Genomic DNA, 25,041 nt, shown 5'->3' on the forward strand with positions numbered 1-25,041 from the left:
GAGTGAAGGCAAGATTCGCTTAAGAAGAGAATCCGGGTTTGTAGCTCAGCTGGTTAGAGCACACGCTTGATAAGCGTGGGGTCGGAGGTTCAAGTCCTCCCAGACCCACCAAGAACGGGGGGCATAGCTCAGTTGGTAGAGCACCTGCTTTGCAAGCAGGGGGTCATCGGTTCGATCCCGTTTGCCTCCACCAATACTGTACAAATCAAAACGGAAGAATGGAACAGAATCCATTCAGGGCGACGTCACACTTGACCAAGAACAAAATGCTGATATAATAATCAGCTCGTTTTGATTTGCACAGTAGATAGCAATATCGAACGCATTGATCTTTAACAAATTGGAAAGCCGAAATCAACAAACAAAGACAAAGCGTTTGTTTTGATTTTTTATTCTTTGCAAAGGATAAAAAATCGCTCACAAGAGAAAAGAAAACAAACACAGTATTTGGGTGATGATTGTATCGACTTAATCCTGAAACACAAAAGGCAGGATTAAGACACAACAAAGCAGTAAGCTTTATCAAAGTAGGAAATTCAAGTCTGATGTTCTAGTCAACGGAATGTTAGGCAAAGTCAAAGAAGTTCTTGAAATGATAGAGTCAAGTGAATAAGTGCATCAGGTGGATGCCTTGGCGATGATAGGCGACGAAGGACGTGTAAGCCTGCGAAAAGCGCGGGGGAGCTGGCAATAAAGCAATGATCCCGCGATGTCCGAATGGGGAAACCCACTGCATTCTGTGCAGTATCCTAAGTTGAATACATAGACTTAGAGAAGCGAACCCGGAGAACTGAACCATCTAAGTACCCGGAGGAAAAGAAATCAACCGAGATTCCGCAAGTAGTGGCGAGCGAACGCGGAGGAGCCTGTACGTAATAACTGTCGAGATAGAAGAACAAGCTGGGAAGCTTGACCATAGTGGGTGACAGTCCCGTATTCGAAATCTCAACAGCGGTACTAAACGTACGAAAAGTAGGGCGGGACACGTGAAATCCTGTCTGAATATGGGGGGACCATCCTCCAAGGCTAAATACTCATCATCGACCGATAGTGAACCAGTACCGTGAGGGAAAGGCGAAAAGAACCCCGGGAGGGGAGTGAAACAGAACCTGAAACCTGATGCATACAAACAGTGGGAGCGCCCTAGAGGTGTGACTGCGTACCTTTTGTATAATGGGTCAACGACTTACATTCAGTAGCGAGCTTAACCGAATAGGGGAGGCGTAGGGAAACCGAGTCTTAATAGGGCGATGAGTTGCTGGGTGTAGACCCGAAACCGAGTGATCTATCCATGGCCAGGTTGAAGGTGCCGTAACAGGTACTGGAGGACCGAACCCACGCATGTTGCAAAATGCGGGGATGAGCTGTGGATAGGGGTGAAAGGCTAAACAAACTCGGAGATAGCTGGTTCTCCCCGAAAACTATTTAGGTAGTGCCTCGAGCAAGACACTGATGGGGGTAAAGCACTGTTATGGCTAGGGGGTTATTGCAACTTACCAACCCATGGCAAACTAAGAATACCATCAAGTGGTTCCTCGGGAGACAGACAGCGGGTGCTAACGTCCGTTGTCAAGAGGGAAACAACCCAGACCGCCAGCTAAGGTCCCAAATGATAGATTAAGTGGTAAACGAAGTGGGAAGGCCCAGACAGCCAGGATGTTGGCTTAGAAGCAGCCATCATTTAAAGAAAGCGTAATAGCTCACTGGTCGAGTCGTCCTGCGCGGAAGATGTAACGGGGCTCAAATCTATAACCGAAGCTGCGGATGCCAGTTTACTGGCATGGTAGGGGAGCGTTCTGTAGGCCGATGAAGGTGCATTGTAAAGTGTGCTGGAGGTATCAGAAGTGCGAATGTTGACATGAGTAGCGATAAAGCGGGTGAAAAGCCCGCTCGCCGAAAGCCCAAGGTTTCCTACGCAACGTTCATCGGCGTAGGGTGAGTCGGCCCCTAAGGCGAGGCAGAAATGCGTAGTCGATGGGAAACAGGTTAATATTCCTGTACTTGATTCAAATGCGATGTGGGGACGGAGAAGGTTAGGTTGGCAAGCTGTTGGAATAGCTTGTTTAAGCCGGTAGGTGGAAGACTTAGGCAAATCCGGGTCTTCTTAACACCGAGAAGTGATGACGAGTGTCTACGGACATGAAGTAACCGATACCACGCTTCCAGGAAAAGCCACTAAGCTTCAGTTTGAATCGAACCGTACCGCAAACCGACACAGGTGGGCAGGATGAGAATTCTAAGGCGCTTGAGAGAACTCAGGAGAAGGAACTCGGCAAATTGATACCGTAACTTCGGGAGAAGGTATGCCCTCTAAGGTTAAGGACTTGCTCCGTAAGCCCTGGAGGGTCGCAGAGAATAGGTGGCTGCGACTGTTTATTAAAAACACAGCACTCTGCTAACACGAAAGTGGACGTATAGGGTGTGACGCCTGCCCGGTGCTGGAAGGTTAATTGAAGATGTGCAAGCATCGGATCGAAGCCCCAGTAAACGGCGGCCGTAACTATAACGGTCCTAAGGTAGCGAAATTCCTTGTCGGGTAAGTTCCGACCCGCACGAATGGCGTAACGATGGCCACACTGTCTCCTCCTGAGACTCAGCGAAGTTGAAGTGGTTGTGAAGATGCAATCTACCCGCTGCTAGACGGAAAGACCCCGTGAACCTTTACTGTAGCTTTGCATTGGACTTTGAAGTCACTTGTGTAGGATAGGTGGGAGGCTTTGAAGCAGAGACGCCAGTCTCTGCGGAGCCGTCCTTGAAATACCACCCTGGTGTCTTTGAGGTTCTAACCCAGACCCGTCATCCGGGTCGGGGACCGTGCATGGTAGGCAGTTTGACTGGGGCGGTCTCCTCCCAAAGCGTAACGGAGGAGTTCGAAGGTTACCTAGGTCCGGTCGGAAATCGGACTGATAGTGCAATGGCAAAAGGTAGCTTAACTGCGAGACCGACAAGTCGAGCAGGTGCGAAAGCAGGACATAGTGATCCGGTGGTTCTGTATGGAAGGGCCATCGCTCAACGGATAAAAGGTACTCCGGGGATAACAGGCTGATTCCGCCCAAGAGTTCATATCGACGGCGGAGTTTGGCACCTCGATGTCGGCTCATCACATCCTGGGGCTGTAGTCGGTCCCAAGGGTATGGCTGTTCGCCATTTAAAGTGGTACGTGAGCTGGGTTTAAAACGTCGTGAGACAGTTTGGTCCCTATCTGCAGTGGGCGTTGGAAGTTTGACGGGGGCTGCTCCTAGTACGAGAGGACCGGAGTGGACGAACCTCTGGTGTACCGGTTGTAACGCCAGTTGCATAGCCGGGTAGCTAAGTTCGGAAGAGATAAGCGCTGAAAGCATCTAAGCGCGAAACTCGCCTGAAGATGAGACTTCCCTTGCGGTTTAACCGCACTAAAGAGTCGTTCGAGACCAGGACGTTGATAGGTGGGGTGTGGAAGCGCGGTAACGCGTGAAGCTAACCCATACTAATTGCTCGTGAGGCTTGACTCTATCATTTGAAGAACTTCAAGAGATAAAAGCTTACTGACTGATTCAGTTATTACCGAATATATTGATTAAGGCTTTACCGATTTGTAACAGTTTAAGTTTGGCGGCCATAGCGAGTTGGTCCCACGCCTTCCCATCCCGAACAGGACCGTGAAACGACTCAGCGCCGATGATAGTGTGGTTCTTCCATGCGAAAGTAGGTCACTGCCAAACACCCTTTCAGAAAACCCCCGATTATTCGGGGGTTTTTGCTTTGCCCGGAAAAAATGTCGGGGATGGCGGGACAGTATCCGTACGGCGTCCGGTCGGGTTTGCGGAGGAACGGCTTGAAACTTTGGGATATTCATTTTAGAATGACCCGTTTTATCGTCGCAAGATGCGGTTTATTGTTTGCAACCCTTAAAGGAAAAACCATGAAGAAAATGTTCGTGCTGTTCTGTATGCTGTTCTCCTGCGCCTTCTCCCTTGCGGCGGTAAACATCAATGCGGCTTCGCAGCAGGAGCTGGAGGCGCTGCCGGGCATAGGCCCTGCGAAGGCGAAGGCCATTGCGGAATACCGTGCGCAAAACGGTGCGTTCAAGTCTGTAGACGATTTGACCAAGGTAAAGGGCATCGGCCCTGCGGTGCTGGCGAAGCTGAAGGATCAGGCTTCTGTCGGTGCGCCCGCACCAAAAGGCCCGGCAAAACCGGCTCTGCCCGCAGCTAAAAAATAGGGGAACCTGTAAAGGAAGGGGCATCGGCCGCCGTCGGTGCTTTTTTGTTTGGAAGGGAAATGGCTAAAATATGTAGCATTATGTTCTGTATCGTTGTTTACCGCTTCCGCACCTTTGTCCGCCTTAAAGCAGGTAGACACCGCATCGGGATTGGCAGGGCGGTCGATAAGGCTGATTTCTGTCAGCTTCAAGCCCGTGATTTGCGACTTGTTCAAATCATCGCGGGCGGTAACGCTGCCGCCGATGGAAAAGCCTTTGTAAACGCCTGTTTTGACTTTCGACACGACAACGGGGTCGATGATATGAGCACCGAAAAAGGTTATGCCGTCGTCTTCAACGTTGATTTCAATTGCCGTTCCCGCAGCGTTTGAGCCGTGCATCTCGCGCCCCGCGCCAAACTTCATATAATCGGGAATCGCCGCCTTCATAGCTGCCGCCGCGATGACTTCGCCGTCCGAATCGATTTCCTCGCTTGAAGCGTAACCCCAAACCTTGACCGTGCCGTCGTCCTGCGTCTCCATCTTGGCGATTTCTGCGTATAACTTTGTCATGGGTTTACTCCTGCCTGTATAAATGGCATGCTGAATTTAAAGCCCTTTTGTAAGGCTGGAAGCGTACTTGCCTTAACGCTATCCGCTCCAGAACGACACTGCAAAAGGGCTTTACTCATCCTTCAAGATGAAATGGTCGTAATGTTTATGTCCGTCTGGAAATTCCCTTACAATCACACCGATATTTAAAGACTCATTCCCAACCTTGGCAACGGCACGATACTTATGTGCTGCAATAATATCAGGATGACCTTTCCTATCCGAATAAGAACCCTCATATTTTGCGTAGCGCAATAAGTCATCAAGTTTTGTCATGATGGATAATTCCGCCTGATTTGCCTTTGACGTAGCGTGTTTCACACCTTGCCAAGTTACCTTCAGTTCATGCCCGCTGTTTTCATTGACATAGCTTTTGCCGATAAAGTTATCCCGCGCATACTGCATAGCCGCTTTACGAAGCTCCTTTTTTTCGGCAAATTCCCCCAATTCGCCACCCGATACGGAAACAACCTCGCATCGGCAGTTCGGATGACCGGGTATCGTCAATGTGCCGTGTGAGAAAGGCTCGTAAAGCCCGATTACGCCCATCTCGCCGTTGGCATTGCAGACATCGGACACCTTGTCGTCTTTTGCGGTTATCCACTGCTTACCGGCAACAAGCCCCGTTTTTTCCCAGCCAATCAGATTGCCCATACCGTCGGCCATTGTCGTTTCCGTTCGGGCGATGGTTTTCGCGCGGGCATTTATGTAGTTGTATGGGTAGATTGGGTGGTTATTTGGCGATATGAAAAGGTTTGCTTGTTGTTTCTGTTATAATTAAAAGTATCTATACGCAGAATGGTTCATATTATGTTTAATCAGGCAGCACAAGAATTGACGACTATCCGCGATATTTTACGTTTTGCAGTCAGCCGTTTTAATGAGGCAGGGCTCTTTTTTGGTCATGGAACAGATAATGCGCATGATGAAGCGGCTTATTTGATTCTGCATACTTTGAATTTGCCTTTGGATATGCTTGCCCCATATCTTGATGCAAAACTCTTGGAAGCTGAAAAAGAGGAAGTGCTGGCGGTTATTGAGCGTCGTGCTGTCGAACACATTCCAGCCGCTTATTTGACACACCAGGCATGGCAGGGAGAGTTTGATTTCTATGTGGATGAGCGCGTAATCATACCTCGTTCTTTTATTTATGAATTGTTGGGTGACGGACTTCGCCCTTGGATAGAATACGATGAGTTGGTGCATAATGCGTTGGATCTTTGCACCGGAAGCGGTTGCCTTGCCATTCAGATGGCGCATCATTATCCTGATGCCCAAATTGATGCGGTTGATGTGAGCTTGGATGCTTTGGAAGTGGCAGGGATTAATGTCGAAGATTATGGTTTGGAAGAACGCATCCGGCTTATTCATACGGATTTGTTTGAAGGATTGGAAGGCACTTATGATTTGATTGTTTCCAATCCGCCTTATGTGGATGCGGAATCGGTTGAGTTATTGCCTGAAGAGTATTTGCACGAACCGGAATTGGCATTGGGCAGCGGGGCGGACGGGTTGGATGCCACCAGGCAGATTCTTCTGAATGCGGCAAAGTTTCTGAATCCCAAAGGTGTATTGCTGGTGGAAATCGGGCATAACAGGGATGTATTGGAAGCAGCGTATCCGGAGTTGCCTTTTACTTGGTTGGAAACCAGCGGGGGCGACGGTTTTGTTTTCCTCTTGACGCGCGAGCAGTTATTGGGTGAAGAGTGAGTTGAAAGGGAAATGCCGTCTGAAGACGATTTGTTTTCAGACGGCATTTTTACGATACGTTGTCTCGGGTTTGATGCTTGGCAGAGAAATCCTTACCATATTGTTTATAAGTTAATTGTTTTTGGCAGTGTTTTAATATAGTGTTGATAGGCGTACTTGGCTTCAATCTATTCAATAGAATAGGTTTATTCCTAACCGGAAAATAATTGTCTTTTCCCTTGCAAATAATTGAAATCAACAGATTACTAAAACACAGCCTTGTTTTTATATCGCTATTGCAATGAAAAAATTATCTCGGATTGTATTTTCAACTGTCCTGTTGGGTTTTTCGGCCGCTTTGCCGGCGCAGACCTATTCTGTTTATTTTAATCAGAACGGGAAACTGACGGCGACGATGTCTTCTGCCGCTTATATCAGGCAATATAGTGTGGCGGAGGGTATTGCGCACGCGCAGGATTTTTATTATCCGTCGATGAAGAAATATTCCGAACCTTATATCGTTGCTTCAACGCAAATCAAATCTTTTGTGCCTACCCTGCAAAACGGTATGTTGATTTTGTGGCATTTTAATGGTCAGAAAAAAATGGCGGGGGGCTTCAGCAAGGGTAAGCCGGACGGGGAGTGGGTCAACTGGTATCCGAACGGTAAAAAATCTGCCGTTATGCCTTATAAAAATGGTTTGAGTGAAGGTACGGGGTACCGCTATTACCGTAACGGCGGCAAGGAAAGCGAAATCCAGTTTAAACAGAATAAGGCAAACGGCGTATGGAAGCAATGGTATGCCGACGGCAATATCAAAACGGAAATGGTTATGGTCAATGATGAGCCTGCCAAAATTCTGACATGGGATGAAAGCGGTCGATTACTCTCGGAACTGTCTATCCATCATCATAAACGTAATGGAGTAGTCTTAGAGTGGTATGAAGATGGTTCTAAAAAGAGTGAAGCTGTTTATCAGGATGATAAGTTGGTCAGGAAAACCCAGTGGGATAAGGATGGTTATTTAATCGAACCCTGAATCTTGATGCTGTCTGAAATAGTTTCAGACGGCATTTTGTATGTATATATTGTTGACAATATTTCTTCAAAATCCAACGGTGGTATAATTTCGGACTTTAACGGATATCTGCAAGGAGTAAGCCTGTGAACAATTCAGTCATCACCGTCATCGGTAAAGACCGCGTCGGCATCGTGTACGATGTTTCCAAAATTTTGGCGGAAAACCGAATCAACATCCTCAATATCAGCCAACAGCTGATGGATGATTTTTTTACCATGATTATCTTGGTGGACACTTCAAAATGCAGCAAATCGCGGCAGGAGGTTTTGGATTTGTTTGCGGAAGAGAGCAAAAAACTCGCGCTCGACATCCGTATGCAAAACGAAGAAATCTTCCAAGCGATGCACCGCATTTGAGCCGGAGGAATGTGATGAGTATCCAATCCGGCGAAATTTTAGAAACCGTCAAAATGGTTGCCGACCAGAATTTCGATGTCCGCACCATTACCATCGGCATTGATTTGCACGACTGCATCAGCACCGACATCGACGTGTTGAACCAAAATATTTACAACAAAATTACCACGGTCGGCAAAGACTTGGTGGCGACAGCAAAATATCTGTCTGCCAAATACGGCGTGCCGATTGTGAATCAGCGCATTTCTGTCACGCCGATTGCCCAAATCGCGGCGGCCACCCATGCTGATTCTTACGTCAGCGTGGCGCAAACTTTGGATAAGGCTGCCAAAGCCATCGGCGTGTCTTTTATTGGCGGCTTTTCCGCGCTGGTGCAAAAAGGTATGTCGCCTTCTGACGAGGTGTTAATCCGTTCCATTCCCGAAGCGATGAAGACTACTGATATCGTGTGCAGCTCCATCAATATCGGCAGTACGCGCGCCGGTATCAATATGGACGCGGTCAGACTGGCGGGCGAAACCATCAAACGCACGGCTGAAATCACACTAGAAGGTTTCGGCTGCGCCAAAATCGTCGTGTTCTGCAACGCGGTGGAAGACAACCCGTTTATGGCGGGCGCGTTTCACGGCTCAGGCGAAGCGGATGCTGTGATTAATGTCGGCGTATCCGGCCCGGGTGTCGTAAAAGCCGCGTTGGAAAATTCGGATGCAACGACATTGACCGAAGTTGCCGAAGTTGTGAAGAAAACCGCCTTCAAAATTACCCGCGTGGGCGAACTCATCGGCCGCGAAGCCTCAAAAATGCTGAATATCCCGTTTGGTATTCTCGACTTGTCGCTGGCACCGACCCCTGCCGTCGGCGACTCGGTGGCGCGCATTCTTGAAGAAATGGGTTTGAGCGTCTGCGGTACGCACGGCACAACAGCAGCTTTGGCATTGCTGAACGATGCCGTGAAAAAGGGCGGCATGATGGCTTCGAGCGCGGTTGGCGGTTTGAGTGGCGCGTTTATCCCCGTTTCCGAAGACGAAGGTATGATTGCCGCCGCCGAAGCAGGCGTGCTGACGTTGGATAAACTCGAAGCGATGACCGCCGTTTGTTCGGTCGGCTTGGATATGATTGCCGTTCCCGGCGACACACCCGCGCACACCATTTCCGGCATCATTGCCGACGAAGCCGCCATCGGCATGATCAACAGCAAAACCACTGCCGTGCGCATTATTCCGGTAACCGGTAAAACCGTCGGCGACAGCGTCGAGTTCGGCGGCCTGTTGGGCTACGCGCCTGTAATGCCGGTAAAAGAAGGCTCATGCGAAGTGTTCGTCAACCGGGGCGGCAGGATTCCCGCACCGGTTCAATCGATGAAAAACTGATTGCGGTTTTGATGGGGAAATGCCGTCTGAAAGGCTTCAGACGGCATTTTTGTTTATAGGCATCGGGTAAAATGTCTTTAGAAAAGAATATGGGGCTGTCCTAGATAACTAGGGAAATTCAAATTAAGTTAGAATTATCCCTATGAGAAAAAGTCGTCTAAGCCAGTATAAACAAAATAAACTCATTGAGCTATTTGTCGCAGGTGTAACTGCAAGAACGGCAGCAGAGTTAGTAGGCGTTAATAAAAATACCGCAGCCTATTATTTTCATCGTTTACGATTACTTATTTATCAAAACAGTCCGCATTTGGAAATGTTTGATGGCGAAGTAGAAGCAGATGAAAGTTATTTTGGCGGACAACGCAAAGGCAAACGCGGTCGCGGTGCTGCCGGTAAAGTCGCCGTATTCGGTCTTTTGAAGCGAAATGGTAAGGTTTATACGGTTACAGTACCGAATACTCAAACCGCTACTTTATTTCCTATTATCCGTGAACAAGTGAAACCTGACAGCATTGTTTATACGGATTGTTATCGTAGCTATGATGTATTAGATGTGAGCGAATTTAGCCATTTTAGCTTCGCTGAAACTTCGTTTTCGTATCAATCACAGCACACATTTTGCCGAACGACAAAACCATATTAATGGAATTGAGAACTTTTGGAACCAGGCAAAACGTCATTTACGCAAGTTTAACGGCATTCCCAAAGCGCATTTTGAGCTGTATTTAAAGGAGTGCGAATGGCGTTTTAACAACAGTGAGATAAAAGTTCTTGTTCCATCTTAAAACAATTAGTAAAATCAAGTTTATCCTAGTTATCCAGGACAGCCCCTAAATTTAAACCAGTACAGCGTTGCCGTACTATCTGTACTGTCTGCGGCTTCGTCGCCTTGTCCTGATTTTTGTTAATCCACTATAAAAAATCCCTGTGTCCTTATTTCTGCTTTCTTACGTCATTCTTTTAAAGGTGGGAATCTGGAAACCAAAAAACAACAGGAATTTATCCGAAACAACAAAACCTATCCGCCGGCATCCCCGCGAAAGCGGGAATCTAGTTTGTTGTTCAAATAAATTCTGAAACTTTAATTTTGTCATTCCCGCGCAGGCGGGAATCTAGAAATGAAAAACGACGAGAATTTATCAGAAATGACGGAAACTCAAAAAACCGGATTCCCGCCTGCGCGGGAATGACGAAATTTTAGGTTTCTGATTTTGATTTTCCGTTTTTGCGGGAAGGATGGGGTTTCAGATTGTGGGCATTATCAGTATTTTCTATTTGGCAATGTCTTTTATAATGGATTAAATTTAAACCAGTACGGCGTTGCCTCGCCTTGCCGTACGATTTGTACTGTCTGCGGCTTCGTCGCCTTGTCCTGATTTTTGTTAATCCACTATACTGATTTTGTCAAAACGCATTTATGCCGTCTGAAAGGCTTCAGACGGCATTTTTGTTTGGACTTGATTACTCGATATAAGTGAATTTTGCACGTTTGATATTGCACATCAATTCGTAAGGGATGGTTCCGGCCGCTTCGGCAACGGTATTGATATTAACCGTATCGCCCCACAGTTCGACCTCGTGTCCCAAACCTTCTTGCGAAGCGTCCAGCTCGATGGTCATCATATCCATAGAGACCCTGCCGATGACCCGGGTCAATTTACCGTCGACGGCGACGGGGGAATTGCTTGGGGCGCGGCGCGGATAACCGTCCGCATAACCGCAGGCAATCAGGCCGACGCGCGTAGATTTACTGGTATAAAATGTTGCGCCATAACCGATAGGGGAGTGCGGCTGTAAAACGCGTTCGCCGAAAATACGGGTGGAAAGCCTCATCACGGGTTTCAGCCTGTCATCGCTGCCTCCGAACGGGGAAATGCCGTACAACGCCAAGCCGGCTCGCCCCCAGTCCCTGCGTGCTTCGGGAACATTCAAAATAGCGGCGGAGTTGGCAAGGCTTTCTTCGCCTTCCAGCCCTTCCGTACCCAAATCGAATGCTTCCATCTGTATTTCCGTCATACCGCTTTCGGGTTCGTCCGCACAGGAGAAATGCGAGAATTTGACAATACTGTCCACATATTCCGACTGCTTCAATGCCGCATATACCGAAGCGTAATCATGAGGGAAAAATCCGGTACGGTGCATTCCCGAATCCATTTTCAACCAGACCTTGACAGGTTTTTTCCAATGGCGGGAAAGCAAAGCCTCAAGTTGCCATTGGTTTCCGACTGCCGGCCAGAGTGAGTATTGTTCGACCGCTTCGTACTCTGATGCTTCAAATACGCCTTCCAAAAGGACAATCGGATGGGTAATGCCACTCTCCCGTAGCCTGATTCCCTCGTCGATTGTCGCCACGGCAAAGCCGTCTGCCAAGTCTGCCAGCGCGAAAGCACATCTGACCGCACCGTGTCCGTATGCGTCGGCCTTCACTACCGCCAACAGTTTGCCTCCGTGCATTTCCTTCAAAATCCGATAATTGTGCCTAAGGTTGCCCAACCTGATCTGCACGTTCAAAGGGCGCATAAATTCATTCCTTACCAAACAAGTGTTTATTAGCAAAATTAAGAAATCAATTAGGGAATTATAATCCAACGGCAAGGCTTTTAAAATATTAAAGACCCTTGTATCTTCAAGCCGAAGCAGCAGTTTTTAGGTAGGAAGGCGGTTTGCTTTTCCTGATATAATCGCTTTCCCAAATATATAGTGGATTAACAAAAATCAGGACAAGGCGACGAAGCCGCAGACAGTACAAATAGTACGGCAAGGCGAGGCAACGCCGTACTGGTTTTTGTTAATCCACTATATACTCTATTTGTTAAAATCAATAATAAATACAAGGCAATCCAAATGAAAGAACTAGATAAAATCGATTTCCGCATTCTTAAGATCCTCCAACAGAATGCCCGCATCCCGATGATGGAGCTTGCCGAGAAGGTAGGCTTGTCCACCACGCCCGTTACAGAGAGGGTGCGCCGTTTGGAGCGGGAACATTATATTTCCGGCTATCACGCCCATCTCAATCCCCATCTGTTGGGCAAACCACTATTGGTTTTTGTCGAGCTGAAGCTGCAATCCAAATCGGGCAATATTTTCGAAGATTTCAAAAAAGAAGTGCTGAAAATTCCGCAAATTATGGAATGCCACTTGGTGTCGGGCGAATACGACTATCTGATTAAAGTACGTTTGCCCGATATGTCTGCCTATCGGGATATGCTAGGCAATATCCTATTGCAACTGCCTGCCGCTTCGGAGAGTAGGAGTTATGTTGTGATGGAGGAGGTCAAAGAAAATCCAGTTTTGGATTTGGATTGAATATTTCAGGCTGGCTATGCGGTTTGACACCTAAATGAAACATAACAACATCACGCACAGAGGCTTGTTGCTTCAGATAAAAAAATGCACACATCCGGTTGAATGTGTGCCAAGTCTACAAAGGAGAAATAGAGGAGAAACTATTAACTGACTACTCGAACCAGCTAACGGAATGAATTATGCAGCTTTTCCGGTCAAAAAGCAAGCGTTTTTCTTGTTAAATTTCTTAAAGAATGGAATTTCAAACAATAAAAGTAATTAAATTTCAAAAAAAGCGGAGATAAAAAAATGCACACATCCAGTTGAATGTGTGCCAAGTCTACAAAGGAGAAATAGAGGAGAAAAATCAAGCTGCATCAAGCAACTCGACGGCGGGAATTATCCGCCGTTTCTTATCCGCTGTCAATTATTTTTTGAAAATTTACCCGACCGATTCAAATTTTGCAAAAAACTTGCCCGATGGCTATCCGGTAACAAATTCCTTCAAAAACCCATCAATCCGCTTATTCAAAAAAATCATATGATTTCATTGAAATAAACTTTTGATTCGCTAAATTTGCTGAAATTCAAATCCTCCGGATGTATTTTTTTGTGGGCATTGTGCGGGCAAATCGCCGTTTTGTCCCTTGCCATCTCGGGATATATCCAGCAAAATCGGCATATCGGTATTTTGATTGGTGTGTTGAGAAAATGACCCCGTTATTTAGAAAAGCCGTTTGGCTGCTGTTTGCCGTTTCGGTCTGTGCATTTGCCGGCTCTTTGGCGGCACAGTATGTTTTGGGTATGGAGCCTTGCGTTTTGTGTATCAGCCAGCGGTTGTGCGTCTTGGCAACCGCATTGTGTGCGGCAATTGTCCTGATGTGCAGACCAAGAAGAAAGGCAGGCGGTTTGTTCGGTGCTGTCTTTATCAGCATTCCCGCCGTTACGGGTATTTCTGTTGCGGCATATCAGTTGTGGCTGCAGTCGCTGCCGCCGGGTACGGCTCCTTCGTGCGGTGCGCCGTGGACGTTTCGATTGAAGGGCTGGCCTTTGTTTGATTGGTTCGAGCCTGTCGTGCGCGGGTTCGGAAATTGTGCCGAACCGGATTATCTGCTGGGGGTTGCTTTGCCTGTTTGGAGTGTGGCGTATTTTCTGGCGGTTGCCCTGACGGTTTGGTGGGCGTGGGCAAGGGCTAAATAAATCAATGCCGTCTGAAAGGTTCAGACGGCATTTTATTGTATGTCTGCTGTGCTGCGTATCAGTCCAGATTCAATACGGCGGAAGTGTAAACGTCTTGCACGTCGTCCAAGTCTTCCAGCGCGTCAATCAGTTTTTGCATTTTGACGGCATCGTCGCCGGAGAGTTCGGTTTCGTTTTGGGCGCGCATCGTAACGTCGCCGTCAACGGATTTGTAACCTGCCGCCTCCAAAGCGGATTTTACGCCCGCCCAATCGTTTGGCGCGGTAATGACTTCGATGGAACCGTCGTCGTTGGTAACCACGTCTTCCGCACCGGCTTCCAAAGCCGCTTCCATCAGCGCGTCTTCGTCAACGCCGGGTTCGAATACCAAATAGCCCTGATGCACGAAGTTGAACGCCACGCAGCCGTCGGTACCCAAGTTGCCGCCGTTTTTGGTAAACGCGTGGCGTACGTCCGCAACGGTGCGGGTTTTGTTGTCGGTCAGGCAGTCCACCATCAAAGCCGCGCCGCCGATGCCGTAGCCTTCGTAGCGCAACTCGATGTATTCCACGCCTTCCAAGTTGCCCGTGCCTTTGTCGATGGCGCGTTGCACATTGTCTTTGGGCATATTGTTTTCGGCTGCTTTTTCCAAAGCCAGGCGCAGGCGCGGATTTGCGCCGGGATCGCCGCCGCCCATACGCGCCGCAACGGTGATTTCTTTGATTAAACGGGTGAAGATTTTGCCGCGTTTGGCATCCTGACGGGCTTTTTTATGCTGGATATTCGCCCACTTGCTATGGCCTGCCATAAATTTCCTTTCTTATTTCAAATAATTAATCTGTTTTTGTCAGATTTTTTACGGTCGGCATTTTAACATAAGTTGCAAGTACCCAAAATATCCTGTTTTATGCCGTGCCGTTGTCGATGCCGTCTGAAAGCGATTTCCTCCGCTTTCCGCTTAAAAATAAAGAAATGTTTTAATTAACGATATTTTACGGTATGATGGCGCAGCTTCTCCCCGATTGTTGACAATTTAAGGCATCTGTTGCGGCAAATACGGTCTGCTCGCCGTGTTTCCTTATTGGAATGTCTTTTGGAAGGCAGTCATTTTAATTGTAAGATAAGGTTTATTTTATGGAAAATATATTGTCTGTTCTGGTGGGTACAGTCAATCGGTTCCTTTGGGACTACCTGCTGATTTACGCGCTTTTGGGTATCGGCCTGTTTTTTACGCTGTATCTCGGTGCGCCGCAGATTACCAAGCTAGGCGCGGGATTCAAATCCGTATTCGGCGGCTTGTTTGCCAAAGGCGATAAAGACGATAAGTCTTTATCGCAGTTTCAGGCGTTGGCGGTTGCCATATCCGCGCAAATCGGTACGGGCAACGTCGCCGGCGTGGCGACCGCCATCACCGCAGGCGGGCCGGGCGCGATTTTTTGGATGTGGGTTTCTGCCGTTTTGGGGATGTCCACGATTTTTGCGGAGGCACTGCTGGCGCAGAAATACCGCGTCGTCAGCCACGGCAAATACATCGGTGGGCCGGCGTTTTATATTACGCACGGTCTGACTCCGAAAATCGGCAGGGGCGCGGCGCGTTTCCTGTCGGGCTTTTTCTCCATCGCGCTGATTATCGCATTGGGCTTTATCGGTAATGCGACACAGGCAAACTCCATTGCTTCTGCCGTTACCATTGCATTTGATGTGCCTTCTTTGGCAGTCGGTATTGTGCTTGCCGTCCTTGCGGGCATGGTTGTGATTGGCGGCGTGAACCGTATTGCCAATATTGCCCAGTTTGTCGTGCCGTTTATGGCGGTTGTTTATATTTTGTGCGCCGTCGTTATCCTGTTTGAATTTTCCGACTATATTGTGCCGATGTTCAACCACATCTTTACCGCCGCCTTCAATCCTGAAGCCGTTTTGGGCGGTGCTGCGGGTATCGGTATGCGTGAAGCGATACGTTTCGGCGTGGCGCGCGGTCTGTTTTCCAACGAAGCAGGTATGGGTTCTACCCCGCATGCACATGCAACCGCTGATGTGAAACATCCTGTGCAGCAAGGTATGGCGGCATTTGTCGGTGTATTTATCGATACGATTTTGGTATGTACGGCTACGGCATTGATTATCCTGCTGACCGATGCCAACCTTTCGGGCGAACAGGGCGCGGCGGTTACTCAATTTGCCTTTAACAAGGCATTTCCGGGCTTCGGTTCGCAATTGCTTGCCGTGTGTCTGACCTTTTTCGCCTTGACGACCATTATCGGCTGGTATTATTTCGGCGAGTCCAACATCCGTTTTCTTTTCAGGGGAAGACACTTGGGCATCTATCGCGCATTGGTTCTGCTTGCCATCGTTTTAGGTACGCTCGGCAAAGTCGATTTGGTTTGGAGCCTGTCCGATATGTTCAACGGCTTTATGGTTATCCCGAACTTGATAGCCCTGTTTTTGTTGCGTAAGGAAATCCGTGCCATTTATGATGATTATTTGGCACAGAAAAAAGCGGGTCGGGATTTGTCCTATCAGTATGAATTCCACGAGTTCCACGACAAGGGCTGATGTCCGGCAAACAGAAAACCTCCCAATCTTCAGGATCGGGAGGTTTTGCTTTTCAGACGGCATTCAGATTACGTAACCGTACACGCTGACAAATTGGGTGATGCTGCCGCCCAATACGAACAGATGCCAGATTCCGTGCCCGTGTCGGATTTTTTCATCGTTTACAAACCAGTAAATGCCGACGCTGTACAGCATACCGCCTGCCGCCAGCCAAGCCAGTCCTGCCGGCGGGAGTGAGGCTGTCAGGGATTTCATTACCGCCAAGACCATCCAGCCCATTACGATATAAATCGCAATAGACAGCAGTCGTTTTTCGCTTTTCCGTCCAATGGTGAGTTCTTGTGCGATTCCTGCAGCCGCCAGCAGCCAGGACAGTGAAAATACCGTCCAGCCCGGCCCGTTTCTCAAAGAAACCAGTGCAAACGGTGTGTAGCTTCCGGCAATCAGCACATAAATCATGCAGTGGTCGGTTTTTTTCAAAATGCTTTTCAGTTTTCCGGCTGCAATTCCGTGGTACAGCGAGGAACTCAAATAGAGCAGAAGAAGGCTGATGCCGTAAACCGATACGCTGAAGATACGGTAGCCGTCCCCGTGTCCTATGGTTTTCAGCAGCATCAGCGCCAAACCTGCCGCCGCCAGAATCAAACCGCTCAAATGGCTGTAAGTATTGAAGCGTTCGCCTGTATACATCGCACAATCTTTCGGGAAAGTAGAGGCAGTCAGTTTACGCCGATACTTTTGCCTCTGTGTGGGATTTACTCTTTGCCTACACTGTGAATATTCTTGAAAATGCGTGTGTTAAAATCTGTTTTTTATTTTCAGACGGCATTTTATGTTGAATCCATCCCGAAAACTGGTTGAGCTGGTCCGTATTTTGGAAGAAGGCGGCTTTATTTTCAGCGGCGATCCCGTGCAGGCGACGGAGGCTTTGCGCCGCGTGGACGGCAGTACGGAGGAAAAAATCATCCGTCGGGCGAAGATGATCGACAGGAACCGTATGCTGCGGGAGACGTTGGAACGTGTGCGTGCGGGGTCGTTCTGGTTGTGGGTGGCGGCGGCGACGTTTGCGTTTTTTACCGGTTTTTCAGTTACTTATCTTCTAATGGACAATCAGGGTCTGAATTTCTTTTTGGTTTTGGCGGGCGTGTTGGGCATGAATACGCTGATGCTGGCAGTATGGTTGGCAATGTTGTTCCTGCGCGTGAAAGTGGGGCGTTTTTTCAGCAGTCCGGCGACGTGGTTTCGGGGCAAAGACCCTGTCAATCAGGCGGTGTTGCGGCTGTATGCGGACGAGTGGCGGCAACCTTCGGTACGTTGGAAAATAGGCGCAACGTCGCACAGCCTGTGGCTCTGCACGCTGCTCGGAATGCTGGTGTCGGTATTGTTGCTGCTTTTGGTGCGGCAATATACGTTCAACTGGGAAAGCACGCTGTTGGGCGATTCGTCTTCGGTACGGCTGGTGGAAATGTTGGCATGGCTGCCTGCGAAACTGGGTTTTCCCGTGCCTGATGCGCGGGCGGTCATCGAAGGTCGTCTGAACGGCAATATTGCCGATGCGCGGGCTTGGTCGGGGCTGCTGGTCGGCAGTATCGCCTGCTACGGCATCCTGCCGCGCCTCTTGGCTTGGGCGGTATGCAAAATCCTTTTGAAAACAAGCGAAAACGGCTTGGATTTGGAAAAGCCCTATTATCAGGCGGTCATCCGCCGCTGGCAGAACAAAATCACCGATGCGGATACGCGTCGGGAAACCGTGTCCGCCGTTTCGCCGAAAATCGTCTTGAACGATGCGCCGAAATGGGCGGTCATGCTGGAGACCGAATGGCAGGACGGCGAATGGTTCGAGGGCAGGCTGGCGCAGGAATGGCTGGATAAGGGCGTTGCCGCCAATCGGGAACAGGTTGCCGCGCTGGAGACAGAGCTGAAGCAGAAACCGGCGCAACTGCTTATCGGCGTGCGCGCCCAAACTGTGCCCGACCGCGGCGTGTTGCGGCAGATCGTCCGACTTTCGGAAGCGGCGCAGGGCGGCGCGGTGGTGCAGCTTTTGGCGGAACAGGGGCTTTCAGACGACCTTTCGGAAAAGCTGGAACATTGGCGTAACGCGCTGACCGAATGCGGCGCGGCGTGGCTGGAACCCGACAGAGCGGCGCAGGAAGGCCGTCTGAAAACCAACGACCGCACTTGAAACGCCCCATAAAGCCGCCATCCTTAAAAGGTCGTCTGAAAATCCATTCTTCAAAAACATCATGAACAAACAACCCCTTTCCCTCGCCGTCGTCGGGCATACCAATACCGGCAAAACCTCGCTCCTGCGCACCCTATTGCGCGACAGCGGCTTCGGCGAAGTCAAAAATGCCCCGTCCACTACGCGCCATGTCGAAGAAGCCGCCATCAGCGACGGCGCAGACACGCTGGTTTTCCTGTATGACACGCCCGGACTCGAAGACGCGGGCGGTGTTTTGGAATGGCTGGAAACCCATACGGATACGCGTTCAGACGGCATCGAACGGCTGCAACAGTTTCTCGGCAGCCACGGCGCGCACCATGATTTCAATCAGGAAGCCAAAGTCTTACGGCAAGTCTTGCAAAGCGATATGGCAATGTACGTCATCGACGCGCGCGAACCCGTCCTCGACAAATACAGGGACGAGTTGACCATCCTTTCATGGTGTGCCAAACCGGTTATGCCCGTGTTCAACTTTACCGGCGGACAGCCTCCCGAATCGTGGACAACCATGCTGGCGAGGAGAAACCTGCACGTTTTCGCAGGGTTCGACACCGTCGCCTTTGATTTTGAAGGCGAACTACGCCTGTGGGAAAACCTCGCCACCATGTTGCCCGAACGCAGCACACTTGACCGCCTGACAGCCATGCGCCGGCGCGAATGGCAGCGGCTGGACGGCGAAGCGCGCCGCGAAATCGCCGACTTTTTAATTGATGCCGCCGCCTTCAGGCAGGAAGTGGACGAAAACGAGGATACCGCCACCGTGCTGCAAACCATGCAGGCGGAAATACGCCAACTCGAACGGCAGATGCAGCAGCGGCTGTTTGCCCTTTACCGTTTCTACCACAGCGAAATCGACGGCGGCGACTGGATGCCGCAAGCCTTCCGCCAAGACCCGTTCGACAGCGAATTGCTCAAACAATACGGCATCCGCACCGGCACGGGCGCGGCAACCGGCGCGCTCATCGGCTTGGGGCTGGACATCGCCACACTCGGCGGCTCGCTCGGATTGGGTACGGCAATCGGCGGCTTTTTGGGCGGCATCCTGCCCAATACCCGCACCATTTCTGACAAACTCGCCGGCCGTCAAACCCTGCACACCGACCCCGAAACCCTGACCCTGCTCGCCGCCCGCGCCCTCGATTTGCTCCACGTCCTGCAAACGCGCGGACACGCGGCACAGTCGGATATCGAGCTGCACAGCCGCAAAGCCCCGTGGGACGCCGCCAGACTCCCGCCCGAACTCAACAAAGCCCGCAGTCATTGGAAATGGTCGTCGCTCAATACGCACCGCCCCGAAACCAGCCGCGCCGAACGCGCCGGATATGTGGAGAAACTTCAAATCCGCCTGTCGGGAAAATATAGTGAATTAAATTTAAATCAGGACAAGGCGGCGAGCCGCAGACAGTACAAATAGTACGGCAAGGCGAGCCAACGCTGTACCGGTTTAAATTTAATTCACTATAATGCCGTCTGAAGCCTGTTTGTATGGCAAGTCAGATTCAAATCGGGATAAGGCAAGAGGGCTGTCTGAGGCCGATTTGCGACAAAAAACGGGTTCTGTATGATACAGAACCCGTTTCGTATGCCGTCTGAACGCTTCAGACGGCATTTTTCCGCATCAAAATCACAGGGTGCGTGCCACTTCGACGATGTCGAAACATTCGAGTTGGTCGCCTTCCATAATTTCGTTGTAGCCTTTAATCATCAGGCCGCACTCAAAGCCCATACGGACTTCTTTGACGTCGTCTTTATAGCGTTTCAACGAAGCCAGTTCGCCCGTGTGGATGACCACGTTGTTGCGGATGAGGCGGACATGGGAATCGCGTTTGACCACGCCGTCGGTAACCATACAGCCTGCAATATTGCCGACTTTTGAAACGGAGATAACCTGACGGATTTCGACCGTACCGGTTACTTGCTCTTTCTCTTCGGGAGAAAGCATACCGCTCATCGCCGCTTTCACGTCGTCGATGGCATCATAGATGATGTTGTAGTAGCGGATTTCCACGTTTTCATTTTCGGCAAGTTTGCGCGAAGAGGCATCTGCACGCACGTTAAAGCCGATAATGAACGCGCCCGAAGCGATGGCAAGGTTGACATCCGATTCGGTAATGCCGCCTACGCCGCTGTGCAACACGTTCACTTTCACCTCGTCGGTGGACAGTTTTTTCAGGCTGCCCGCCAAAGCCTCGTAAGAGCCCTGAACGTCTGCCTTGATGATGACCGACAAAGATTGGGCCTGGGTTTCGCCCATATTGTTGAACATATTTTCCAGCTTCGCCGCCTGCTGTTTGGCAAGGCGCACGTCGCGGTATTTGCCTTGGCGGAAGAGGGCGATTTCGCGCGCTTTTTTCTCGTCCGCCAATACCATCGCGTCTTCACCCGCATTCGGTACGTCGGACAAGCCGAGGATTTCGACGGGGATGGACGGGCCGGCTTCGGTAATGGATTTGCCGTTTTCATCGACCATCGCGCGGATTTTGCCGAATGCCGTACCGGCCAGCAGCATGTCGCCTTTTTTCAGCGTACCGCTTTGAACCAGCAATGTGGCAACCGCGCCGCGGCCTTTGTCCAAGCGCGCCTCGACGATGATGCCTTTGGCGGGCGCATCGACAGGTGCGGTCAGTTCCAATACTTCGGCTTCGAGCAAGACTGCTTCGAGCAGCGCGTCGATGTTTGTTCCTTTTTTCGCGGAAACGTCGATAAACTGTACATCGCCGCCCCATTCGTCAGGCACGACTTCGTGTGCGGTCAGCTCTTGGCGGATACGCTCTGGGTTGGCGGCTTCTTTATCGATTTTGTTGACGGCAACCACCATCGGTACGCCTGCCGCTTTGGCGTGGGCAATCGCTTCGATGGTTTGCGGCATCACGCCGTCGTCGGCGGCGACCATAAGAATCACGATGTCGGTTGCTTTCGCACCGCGTGCGCGCATAGCGGTAAAGGCTTCGTGACCCGGGGTGTCCAAGAAGGTAATCACGCCGCGCGGCGTTTTGACGTGGTACGCGCCGATGTGCTGCGTAATGCCGCCCGCTTCGCCCTGTACCACTTTGGCGCGGCGGATGTAGTCCAGCAGCGAGGTTTTGCCGTGGTCGACGTGTCCCATGACGGTAACAACGGGCGGACGCGGCAATGCTTCGGCTTCCACTGCTTCTGCGCCCTCGTCCAAGAAGGCTTCGGGATCGTCCGCTGCGGCGGGTTTGCCGATGTGTCCGAGTTCTTCGACGACAATCAGGGCGGTGTCTTGGTCGATGGATTGGTTGATGGTAACCATCATGCCCATCTTCATCAGGGCTTTGACCACTTCCACGCCTTTGACTGCCATTTTGTGTGCCAAGTCGGCAACGGTAATGGTTTCAGGCACCAAAACTTCGTGTACGACAGGTTCGGTCGGTGCTTGGAAGGCGTGTTGGTTCGGCTCGAGTTTGAGTTTTTTGCCTTTTTTGCCGCCGCGTACGCGCTCGTCGTCGCCATTGCGTGCATTGTTGCGGTCGCGTCCGCCTTTTCCGCCTTTGCCTTTGGCGTTGCGGCCTTGACCTTCGTCATCGCGGTTGCGGCGGTCTTCTTTTTTCGCTTTTGCCGGATTGACAGGTTTGTTTTCGACGGCCGGCGCGGCTGCCTGCGGTTTCTCGGCAGGTTTGGCGGGACGCTGTCTGCCGTTTTTGGCTTCCTGTGCGGCTTTTGCCTGTTGTTCTGCCTGTTGTTTCATGGCTTCGCGGCGTGCCTGGCGTTCCTGTTTCTCTTTCAACAGGGCTTCCTGGTGGGCGCGAAGTGCGGCGGCACGGCGTGCTTCTTCATCGCGTTGCGCCTGTTCTTCCGCGCTGACCACGGGTTGCGGCACGGCAGGTGCGGCAGGTTTCGCCGGTTTTTTGGCATCTTTGCCTTTGCCGTTTCGCTCGTGTTTCGGCTTGGCGGCTTTTTCTTTGGGCTCGGCGGGTTTTTTAGACGGCATTTTGTCGGCTTGGGCTTTTTCCGCTTTGCTTTCTTCGGCGGGTTTGGTTTCCGCCGCAACGGGTGCGGTTTCGGCTTTTGCTTCGGTGGGTTTCTGCGCGGCAGGTTTGGCTTTGTTGCCTGCTTTTGCCGCTTTCAGTTTTGCCGCTTCCGCTTCTGCCTTGGCACGTGCTTCTGCACGTGTGGCAGCTTCGGCTCGGGCTTTTGCCGCGTCTTCTGCCGTCTGCTCCGGCCGGACAGGTGCGGCTTGGGTTTGGGCGGCTTTTACCTGTGCTGCCAACTCTTCGGCAGAAGGAATGTTGACAGTGCGTCCGCGTTTGCGTGTTTCGACTTTTACGCCGTCAACGGTGCTGACTTCGGTTTTGGTGCGGCGGATGCTGATGGTGCCGCCGTTGCTGCCGTTTTTCTTGGTCAGGTAGGCGTTCAGAAGCTGTTTGTCGTCCAGCGTCAGGGAATCGCTGCCGCTGTTTTTGCTGACGCCGGCTTCTTTCAACTGTTTCAACAGGTCTTCGACGGGGCGTTTCAGCTCGGCGGCAAATTGTTCTACGGTTGTGTTACTCATCTGTACCCCCTTTATTTGTCTTCGGTAAACCAGTGTTCGCGTGCGGTCAGGATGACGGCTTTTGCGGTTTCTTCGTTTACACCGGTGATTTCAATCAGTTCGTCCACAGCAAGCTCTGCCAAGTCGTCGCGGGTGGTAATGCCTGCTTCGGCAAGGCTGCGGAGCATATCGGCATCTATGCCTTCGAGGTTGCGCATATCGTCGGACACTTCGCCCAGTTTTTCTTCGGCGGCAATCGCCATGGTCAGGATGGCATCGCGGGCGCGGTTGCGGAGCATATCGACGATTTCTTCGTCAAATCCTTCAATGGCAAGCAGTTCGGCGGCAGGAACATAGGCGACTTCTTCCAAGGTTGCAAAACCTTCCTGAACCAGTACGTCGGCGGTTTCTTCGTCCACGTTCAAGTGATCCATAAACAGGCGGCGGATGGCGGCATCTTCTGCCGCATTGCGTTCGTCTGCCTCGGCGGAAGTCATGATGTTGAGCTGCCAGCCGGTCAGGTCGGAAGCAAGGCGCACGTTTTGACCGCCGCGTCCGATGGCGAGCGCGAGCTGGTCTTCGGCAACGATGACATCGACGGCGTGTTTGTCTTCGTCGATGACGATGCGGCTGACTTCGGCGGGTGAGAGCGCGCTCATGACGAATTGGGCAGGCTCGGGCGACCAAAGGACAACGTCGATGCGCTCGCCGGACAATTCGTTGCTGACGGCATTGACACGCGAACCGCGAACGCCGATACAGGTGCCTTGCGGATCGATGCGCTGGTCGTTGGCTTTGACGGCGACTTTGGCACGCTGGCCCGGGTCGCGGGCGACAGCGCGGATTTCAAGCATGCCGTCTGCAATTTCAGGTACTTCATTGGCGTACAGTTTGACGAGGAAATCGCCGGAAGTACGGCTCAGGATGACTTGTTTGCGGCCGGTGTTGCCGATTTCTTCGACGCGCAGGAAGAGGGCGCGGATGCGGTCGCCGCTGCGGAAGTTTTCGCGCGGAATCATTTGGTCGCGCGGAATCAGCGCGTCCAGTTTGCCGGCAACGACTTCGACGATGATGCCGTGGCGTTCGACGCGTTTGACCGTGCCGGACACGATGTCTTCTTTGACGGCGAGAAACTCGTTCAGATTCTGCTCGCGCTCGGCATCGCGGATGCGTTGCAGGATGATTTGTTTGGCGGTTTGCGCGGCTTGGCGGCCGAAGCCTTCGTTGGGCAGCTGCTCTTCGTAGTATTCGCCGATTTGGATGGTAGTGCCGGGAATTTCCTCTTGGATTTCCTCGATGGTTTTTTCGACATCGGGATAGGTATAGTCTTCATCGGCGACAATCAGCCAGCGGCGGAAGGTTTGGTATTCGCCGGTGTCGCGGTTGATTTGGACGCGCACGTCCATGTGTTCGCGGTCTGCCTTTTTCTTGGCGGCGGTAGACAGGGCGAATTCCAGTGCTTGGAAGACGACTTCCGCATCAACGTTTTTTTCGCTTGCCAGTGCTTCTGCCAGCTGTAACATTTCACGACTCATTTTGAACATCTCCAATATTGTTGTGTTTTAGAATTTGAATTCGGGGCGCAGACGGGCTTTGTCGATGTTGCCCAATTCGATTTGTACGGTTTTGCCGTCGAAGGATACGGTAACGGTATCGTTTTCGCAGCCTTCGATTTTACCGATAAAGTTTTTCTGACCGTCTATCGGCAGGCGGGTTTTGATTTTGGCATTCTGACCGGCAAAGCGCACGAAGTCGGCGGCTTTTTTCAAGGGGCGGTCGAGTCCGGGGCTGGAAATTTCCAGGTTTTTGTAGTCGATGTCTTCAACCATGAAGACGCGGCTCAAGTGGTTGCTGACGGTTGCGCAGTCTTCGACGGTAATGCCGCTTTCTTTGTCGATGAACACGCGCAATGTTCCTTGCGCGGTCAGTTCGAAATCGACCAGTTCGTAGCCCAGGCCGGGCAGGGTTTTTTCGAGGATGGTTTGGATATCCATGCTGCTCCCTATGTACATAATAAA

The 25,041-nt window shown here is 50.9% G+C and carries 18 protein-coding genes, 2 tRNA genes, 2 rRNA genes and 2 pseudogenes; 16 read left to right on the forward strand and 8 right to left on the reverse strand.

Annotation, left to right across the window (positions count from 1 at the left end; all coding sequences use genetic code 11):
• Positions 1–34: 34 nt before the first annotated feature.
• The 5 genes from IUJ45_RS09200 (at position 35) to IUJ45_RS09220 (ending at position 4,201) form a co-directional block, all read left to right on the forward strand.
• A tRNA-Ile gene (locus IUJ45_RS09200) sits at positions 35–111 on the forward strand.
• Between the two features lie 6 nt (positions 112–117).
• Positions 118–193, forward strand: a tRNA-Ala gene (locus IUJ45_RS09205).
• Positions 194–599: 406 nt separating this feature from the next.
• Positions 600–3,491 (forward strand): 23S ribosomal RNA (locus IUJ45_RS09210).
• Between the two features lie 96 nt (positions 3,492–3,587).
• Positions 3,588–3,701, forward strand: a 5S ribosomal RNA gene (gene rrf, locus IUJ45_RS09215).
• 35 nt (positions 3,702–3,736) lie between these two features.
• Entirely contained in the window at positions 3,737–4,201 is a 465-nt protein-coding gene (locus tag IUJ45_RS09220) for a helix-hairpin-helix domain-containing protein (RefSeq protein WP_010981251.1), read from the forward strand.
• Positions 4,202–4,314: 113 nt separating this feature from the next.
• Here IUJ45_RS09220 and IUJ45_RS09225 read toward each other — a convergent pair.
• Positions 4,315–4,752 (reverse strand): annotated as a pseudogene (locus tag IUJ45_RS09225) (HK97 family phage prohead protease); the annotation flags it as partial.
• Between the two features lie 111 nt (positions 4,753–4,863).
• Entirely contained in the window at positions 4,864–5,457 is a 594-nt protein-coding gene (locus IUJ45_RS09230; protein ID WP_002246348.1) for an LPD3 domain-containing protein, read from the reverse strand.
• Between the two features lie 144 nt (positions 5,458–5,601).
• On the opposite strand from IUJ45_RS09230, the gene prmB reads away from it, so the two are divergent.
• From prmB to IUJ45_RS09255, 6 genes and pseudogenes are all read left to right on the forward strand, one after another.
• Entirely contained in the window at positions 5,602–6,501 is a 900-nt protein-coding gene (prmB, locus tag IUJ45_RS09235; RefSeq protein ID WP_002232685.1) for a 50S ribosomal protein L3 N(5)-glutamine methyltransferase, read from the forward strand.
• Between the two features lie 12 nt (positions 6,502–6,513).
• Positions 6,514–6,642, forward strand: coding sequence for a hypothetical protein (locus IUJ45_RS11005; protein ID WP_002212671.1), 129 nt, complete (start codon positions 6,514–6,516; stop codon positions 6,640–6,642).
• 139 nt (positions 6,643–6,781) lie between these two features.
• Entirely contained in the window at positions 6,782–7,519 is a 738-nt protein-coding gene (locus tag IUJ45_RS09240) for a toxin-antitoxin system YwqK family antitoxin (protein ID WP_002216708.1), read from the forward strand.
• A 125-nt stretch (positions 7,520–7,644) separates the two neighbouring features.
• Positions 7,645–7,917 (forward strand): ACT domain-containing protein, encoded by a 273-nt coding sequence (locus tag IUJ45_RS09245; protein WP_002234162.1) that lies wholly within the window; start codon positions 7,645–7,647, stop codon positions 7,915–7,917.
• Positions 7,918–7,931: 14 nt separating this feature from the next.
• Positions 7,932–9,287: a PFL family protein gene (locus IUJ45_RS09250; RefSeq protein ID WP_002239219.1), complete on the forward strand. Its 1,356-nt coding sequence runs from the start codon at positions 7,932–7,934 to the stop codon at positions 9,285–9,287.
• 142 nt (positions 9,288–9,429) lie between these two features.
• Positions 9,430–10,101, forward strand: a pseudogene (locus IUJ45_RS09255) (IS1595 family transposase).
• Positions 10,102–10,748: 647 nt separating this feature from the next.
• Here IUJ45_RS09255 and alr read toward each other — a convergent pair.
• Positions 10,749–11,807 (reverse strand): alanine racemase, encoded by a 1,059-nt coding sequence (alr, locus tag IUJ45_RS09260; protein ID WP_002237263.1) that lies wholly within the window; start codon positions 11,805–11,807, stop codon positions 10,749–10,751.
• A gap of 324 nt (positions 11,808–12,131) precedes the next feature.
• On the opposite strand from alr, the gene IUJ45_RS09265 reads away from it, so the two are divergent.
• Both IUJ45_RS09265 and IUJ45_RS09270 read left to right on the forward strand, forming a co-directional pair.
• Entirely contained in the window at positions 12,132–12,596 is a 465-nt protein-coding gene (locus tag IUJ45_RS09265) for an Lrp/AsnC ligand binding domain-containing protein (RefSeq protein WP_002244651.1), read from the forward strand.
• Positions 12,597–13,286: 690 nt separating this feature from the next.
• Positions 13,287–13,775, forward strand: coding sequence for a disulfide bond formation protein B (locus tag IUJ45_RS09270; RefSeq protein ID WP_002237262.1), 489 nt, complete (start codon positions 13,287–13,289; stop codon positions 13,773–13,775).
• A gap of 58 nt (positions 13,776–13,833) precedes the next feature.
• Here IUJ45_RS09270 and IUJ45_RS09275 read toward each other — a convergent pair whose 3' ends face one another.
• A complete protein-coding gene (locus tag IUJ45_RS09275; RefSeq protein ID WP_002212681.1) occupies positions 13,834–14,562 on the reverse strand; it encodes a YebC/PmpR family DNA-binding transcriptional regulator in 729 nt (242 codons plus the stop codon).
• Positions 14,563–14,888: 326 nt separating this feature from the next.
• On the opposite strand from IUJ45_RS09275, the gene IUJ45_RS09280 reads away from it, so the two are divergent.
• Positions 14,889–16,307 carry an alanine/glycine:cation symporter family protein gene (locus IUJ45_RS09280; RefSeq protein ID WP_002220484.1) on the forward strand — a complete coding sequence of 473 codons (1,419 nt, stop codon included), beginning with the start codon at positions 14,889–14,891 and terminating at the stop codon, positions 16,305–16,307.
• Between the two features lie 63 nt (positions 16,308–16,370).
• Here IUJ45_RS09280 and trhA read toward each other — a convergent pair whose 3' ends face one another.
• Positions 16,371–16,997: a PAQR family membrane homeostasis protein TrhA gene (gene trhA, locus IUJ45_RS09285; RefSeq protein ID WP_002218933.1), complete on the reverse strand. Its 627-nt coding sequence runs from the start codon at positions 16,995–16,997 to the stop codon at positions 16,371–16,373.
• Positions 16,998–17,139: 142 nt separating this feature from the next.
• Between trhA and IUJ45_RS09290 the strand changes: the two genes are divergently transcribed.
• Together IUJ45_RS09290 and IUJ45_RS09295 are read left to right on the forward strand one after the other, a co-directional pair.
• Complete coding sequence (locus IUJ45_RS09290) at positions 17,140–18,489, forward strand: DUF2868 domain-containing protein (RefSeq protein WP_002247031.1); 1,350 nt, start codon at positions 17,140–17,142, stop codon at positions 18,487–18,489.
• Positions 18,490–18,550: 61 nt separating this feature from the next.
• On the forward strand, positions 18,551–19,945 hold the full coding sequence (locus IUJ45_RS09295) for a GTPase/DUF3482 domain-containing protein (RefSeq protein ID WP_002246346.1): 1,395 nt from the start codon (positions 18,551–18,553) through the stop codon (positions 19,943–19,945).
• A 210-nt stretch (positions 19,946–20,155) separates the two neighbouring features.
• On the opposite strand, the gene infB is transcribed toward IUJ45_RS09295, so the two are convergent.
• From infB to rimP, 3 genes are read right to left on the reverse strand one after another with little or no spacing between them, the layout of a single operon-like run.
• Positions 20,156–23,044 (reverse strand): translation initiation factor IF-2, encoded by a 2,889-nt coding sequence (gene infB, locus IUJ45_RS09300; RefSeq protein ID WP_002247025.1) that lies wholly within the window; start codon positions 23,042–23,044, stop codon positions 20,156–20,158.
• Positions 23,045–23,055: 11 nt separating this feature from the next.
• Positions 23,056–24,558, reverse strand: coding sequence for a transcription termination factor NusA (gene nusA, locus IUJ45_RS09305; protein ID WP_002225001.1), 1,503 nt, complete (start codon positions 24,556–24,558; stop codon positions 23,056–23,058).
• Between the two features lie 27 nt (positions 24,559–24,585).
• Entirely contained in the window at positions 24,586–25,017 is a 432-nt protein-coding gene (gene rimP / locus IUJ45_RS09310; RefSeq protein WP_002218939.1) for a ribosome maturation factor RimP, read from the reverse strand.
• Positions 25,018–25,041: the final 24 nt, after the last annotated feature.

Origin of the sequence: Neisseria meningitidis, from assembly GCF_022869645.1 — a bacterium.
In the GTDB taxonomy this organism is placed as follows: Bacteria; Pseudomonadota; Gammaproteobacteria; order Burkholderiales; family Neisseriaceae; genus Neisseria; species Neisseria meningitidis.